A 5,181-nucleotide genomic window follows, 5' to 3' on the forward strand; every position below is an offset into this window, starting at 1 on the left:
GCGCGACCACGCGGCGCAGGCGCTGCCGGCCTACATGGCGCCGGCGGCGTACGTCAAGCTCGATGCGCTGCCGCTGAATCCGAACGGCAAGCTGGACCGCAAGGCGCTGCCGGCGCCGGACGGCGCCGCCTATGCGCGGCGCACCTACGCGGCGCCGCAGGGCGAAGTGGAAACCAGGCTGGCGGCGCTGTGGACGGAACTGCTGGGCAGCGAACGCGTGGGCCGAGAAGACAACTTCTTTGAATTGGGCGGGCATTCGCTGCTGGCGGTGCGGCTGATCGAGCGCATGCGGCGCGAAGGGCTGCACGTGGACGTGCGCGACCTGTTCACCGCGCCGACGCTGCGCGAACTGGCGGCGGCGGTCGATGGCGCCGGCCGCGAAGTGGCGGTGCCGCCGAACCTGATCCCGGCCGGGACCACGCACATCACGCCGCCGATGCTGACGCTGGTGGCGCTGGACCAGGAAAACATCGACCGGGTGGTGGCGCAGGTGGAGGGTGGCGGTGCCAACGTGCAGGACATCTATCCGCTGGCGCCGGCCCAGGAAGGCATCCTGTTTCACCACCTGATGGAAAGCGAGGGCGATCCGTACCTGCTGCCAAGTGTGCTGAGCTTTAACAGCCAGGCGCGGCTGGAACGCTTCCTGGAAGCGATGCAGGCGGTGATCGACCGCCACGACATCCTGCGTACGGGCGTGCACTGGCAGGGGCTGGAACAGCCGCTGCAGGTGGTCCGCAGGGAGGTGGCCTTGCCGGTGGAAACGCGGCGCGTGGAAGCCGGGCAGCGCACGGTGCTGGCGCAGCTCGCAGCGCGGCTGGACCCGGCGCGCCACCGGCTGGACGTGAGCCGGGCGCCGCTGCTGCGCTGCCTGGTGGCCGAAGACGCCGGCGAACAGCGCTGGCTGCTGGGCGTGGTGGCGCACCACCTGGCGATCGACCACACGACGCTGGAATTGCTGGTGGACGAGGCCGAGGCGATCGAACGGGGCGGGGGCGGCCAACTGGCGCCGCCGGCGCCGTTCCGCAACTTCGTGGCCCAGGCGCGCCTGGGGGTAAGCCAGGCCGAGCATGAAGCCTTCTTTGGCGCCATGCTGGGCGACGTGACGGAACCGACCGCGCCATACGGGCTGCTGGACGTGCGCGGCGACGGGCGCAACATCGTGGAAGTGCGCCGCATGCTGGACGAAGCGCTGTCGGCGGGGATCCGGCAGCAGGCGCGGCGGCTGGGCGTGAGCGTGGCCAGCGTGATGCACCTGGCGTGGAGCGTGGTGCTGGGCCGCCTGACGGGACGCGACGACGTGGTGTTCGGCACCGTGCTGTTCGGCCGCATGCAGGGCGGCGAACAGGCCGACCGGGTGATGGGGATGTTCATCAACACGCTGCCGGTGCGGGTGCGGCTGGGCGGCGTCGGCGTGGCCGAGGGCTTGCGCGGCACCCATGCGCTGCTGGCGCGGCTGCTGCGCCACGAACATGCGCCGCTGGCGCTGGCGCAGCGCTGCAGCGGGGTCGATGCCCAGGCGCCGCTGTTCACCACGCTGCTGAACTACCGTCATACCCGCCTGGAAGAGGCGGCGCATGGCGACACGGCCGAAGTGCTGAGCGGGCAGGAGCGCACCAACTATCCGCTGGCGATGTCGGTGGACGACCTGGGCGATGCGCTGCGGCTGGACGTGCAGGCGCAGTCGCCGATCGATCCGCACAGTGTGTGCGCGTACATGGAGAGCGCGCTGGCGCAATTGCTGGCCGCGATGGAAACCGGGCCGGACGCACCGCTGTCGCGCCTGGACGCATTGCCCGAGGCGGAACGCGCCCGCCTGCTGGCGCTGGCGGAGGGCCCGGTCACGCCATACCCGCGCGACCGCGCGCTGGACGCCCTGTTTGCCGACGCAGTTGCGCGCCATGCGGGCCGGCCGGCGGTGATCGACGGCGGCCGCACGCTGACCTACGGCCAGCTCGATGCGCTGGCGGCCATGCTGGCGCAGCGCCTGGTGGCGCTGGGCGTGCAGCCGGGCGACCGTGTGGCAACCCTGCTGGACCGCTCCGCCGCGCTGGTGGCGGCGCAACTGGCGATCCTGCGTTGCGGCGCGGCTTACGTGCCGCTCGACAGCCAGGCCCCCGCGCAACGCCACGCGATGGTGCTGGCTGACTGCGGCGCCACCGTGGTGTGCACCGGTGAGGCCACGCGGCACGCGGCGGTGGCATTGCCGGCCGGCTGTGTGACGCTGGCGGTGACGGAGCAGGACATTGAGGCGGCCGACGCGGCCAACACGGCCCAGGCCGACCATGCCGCCGGCGCCGCTGCACGGGGCGCACAGGATGCCGGCGGCGCGCCGGCCTACGTGATGTATACGTCCGGCTCCAGCGGCGGGCCGAAAGGCGTGGTGGTGCCGCACCGCGCGGTGGCGCGCGTCGCGCTGGAAAATGGTTACGCCACGTTCGACGCCGGATGCCGTGTCGCGTTTGCCGCCAACCCGGCGTTCGACGCCGCCACGCTGGAAGTGTGGGCGCCGCTGCTCAATGGCGGCTGCGTGGTGGTGGTCAGCCAGGCAACGCTGCTGGCGCCGGCCGCGTTTGCCGCGCACCTGCAGGCACACCGGGTCGATACGCTGTGGCTGACCGTCGGGCTGTTCAACCTGATGGCGGCCGGCCTGGCACCGGTATTGTCGCAACTGAAGCACCTGATCGTGGGCGGCGACGCGCTGGATCCGGCCGTGGTGTCGCGCGTGCTGCGCGACAGCCCGCCGCAGCACCTGCTGAACGGTTATGGACCAACTGAAAGTACCGTATTTGCCAGCACGCACCATGTGCTGCACGCCGACAGCGGCACGGCCATTCCGATCGGCCGTCCGATCGCCAATACCCGCATCGTGCTGCTGGACGCGCACGGCGTGTTGGCACCACAAGGCGTGGCCGGCGAACTGCATATCGGCGGCGACGGCCTGGCACTCGGCTATCTGAACCGCGCCGACCTGACGGGCGCGCGCTTCATTGACGACCCATACCACCCCGGCCAGCGCCTGTACCGTACCGGCGACCTGGGGCGCTGGTTGCCGGATGGCAGCATTGAATTCCTTGGCCGTAACGATTTCCAGGTCAAGATCCGCGGCTACCGCATCGAGCCGGGCGAAATCGAAGCGCGGCTGGCGCGCTGTCCGGCGGTGGCGCAGGCCGCCGTCGTGGTGCGCGACGATCATGGCGGCGGCAAGCGCCTGCTGGCGTACTACACGGTGGCCGAAGACGCTGGCGCCGGTGCGGTGACGCCCGACGTGTTGCGTGACCATCTGGCCCAGGAATTGCCGCCTTATATGCTGCCCGCCGCCTATGTGCGCGTCGCCGCGCTGCCGCTGACGCCGAACGGGAAGCTGGACCGCGCCGCGCTGCGCGAGCCTGGCCCGGGCGACGTCGCCAGCCGGGGCTATGCGGCGCCGCAGGGCGAAGTGGAAACCAGGCTGGCGGCGCTGTGGACGGAACTGCTGGGCAGCGAACGCGTGGGCCGAGAAGACAACTTCTTTGAATTGGGCGGGCATTCGCTGCTGGCGGTGCGGCTGATCGAGCGCATGCGGCGCGAAGGGCTGCACGTGGACGTGCGCGACCTGTTCACCGCGCCGACGCTGCGCGAACTGGCGGCGGCGGTCGATGGCGCCGGCCGCGAAGTGGCGGTGCCGCCGAACCTGATCCCGGCCGGGACCACGCACATCACGCCGCCGATGCTGACGCTGGTGGCGCTGGACCAGGAAAACATCGACCGGGTGGTGGCGCAGGTGGAGGGTGGCGGTGCCAACGTGCAGGACATCTATCCGCTGGCGCCGGCCCAGGAAGGCATCCTGTTTCACCACCTGATGGAAAGCGAGGGTGATCCGTACCTGCTGCCGAGCGTGTTGAGCTTCCGCAGCAAGGCGCGGCTGGAGCGTTTCCTGGAAGCGATGCAGGCGGTGATCGACCGCCACGACATCCTGCGTACGGGCGTGCACTGGCAGGGGCTGGAACAGCCGCTGCAGGTGGTCCGCAGGGAGGTGGCGTTGCCGGTGGAAACGCTGCGCGTGGAAGCCGGGCAGGGCACGGTGCTGGCGCAGCTCGAAGCGCGGCTGGACCCGGCGCGCCACCGGCTGGACGTGAGCCGGGCGCCGCTGCTGCGCTGCCTGGTGGCCGAAGACGCCGGCGAACAGCGCTGGCTGCTGGGCGTGGTGGCGCACCACCTGGCGATCGACCACACGACGCTGGAATTGCTGGTGGACGAGGCCGAGGCGATCGAACGGGGCGGGGGCGGCCAACTGGCGCCGCCGGCGCCGTTCCGCAACTTCGTGGCCCAGGCGCGCCTGGGGGTAAGCCAGGCCGAGCATGAAGCCTTCTTTGGCGCCATGCTGGGCGACGTGACGGAACCGACCGCGCCATACGGGCTGCTGGACGTGCGCGGCGACGGGCGCAACATCGTGGAAGTGCGCCGTATGCTGGACGAAGCGTTGTCGGCGGGGATCCGGCAGCAGGCGCGGCGGCTGGGCGTGAGCGTGGCCAGCGTGATGCACCTGGCGTGGAGCGTGGTGCTGGGCCGCCTGACGGGACGCGACGACGTGGTGTTCGGCACCGTGCTGTTCGGCCGCATGCAGGGCGGCGAACAGGCCGACCGGGTGATGGGGATGTTCATCAACACGCTGCCGGTGCGGGTGCGGCTGGGCGGCGTCGGCGTGGCCGAGGGCTTGCGCGGCACCCATGCGCTGCTGGCGCGGCTGCTGCGCCACGAACATGCGCCGCTGGCGCTGGCGCAGCGCTGCAGCGGGGTCGATGCCCAGGCGCCGCTGTTCACCACGCTGCTGAACTACCGTCATACCCGCCTGGAAGAGGCGGCGCATGGCGACACGGCCGAAGTGCTGAGCGGGCAGGAGCGCACCAACTATCCGCTGGCGATGTCGGTGGACGACCTGGGCGCCGGCCTGATGCTCGCGCTGCAGGCGCGTGCACCGGTCGACGCGCAGCGCGTGTGCGGCTACATGGAAACGGTACTGGAAGCCATGCTGGCGGCGCTGGAGCGCACGTCCGACGTGGCGGTCGGCGAGCTGGAGGCGCTGCCGGCTGCGGAGCGGGAACAGGTGCTGCATGGCTGGAATGCGACGGACAGGGCATACCCGCAGGGCCATTGCCTGCACGGCCTGTTCGAGGCGCAGGTGGCGCGCGCGGGAGGCCAGGT

Annotated in this window: 1 protein-coding gene; it reads left to right on the forward strand. The window is 71.2% G+C overall.

The window, feature by feature from the left end:
• The coding region (locus AC1RRC_RS33115; RefSeq protein ID WP_493060180.1) for a non-ribosomal peptide synthetase at positions 1 to 5,181 on the forward strand (5,181 nt) is incomplete at both ends.

Source organism: Pseudoduganella sp. GW821-FHT12E03 (assembly GCF_058807115.1).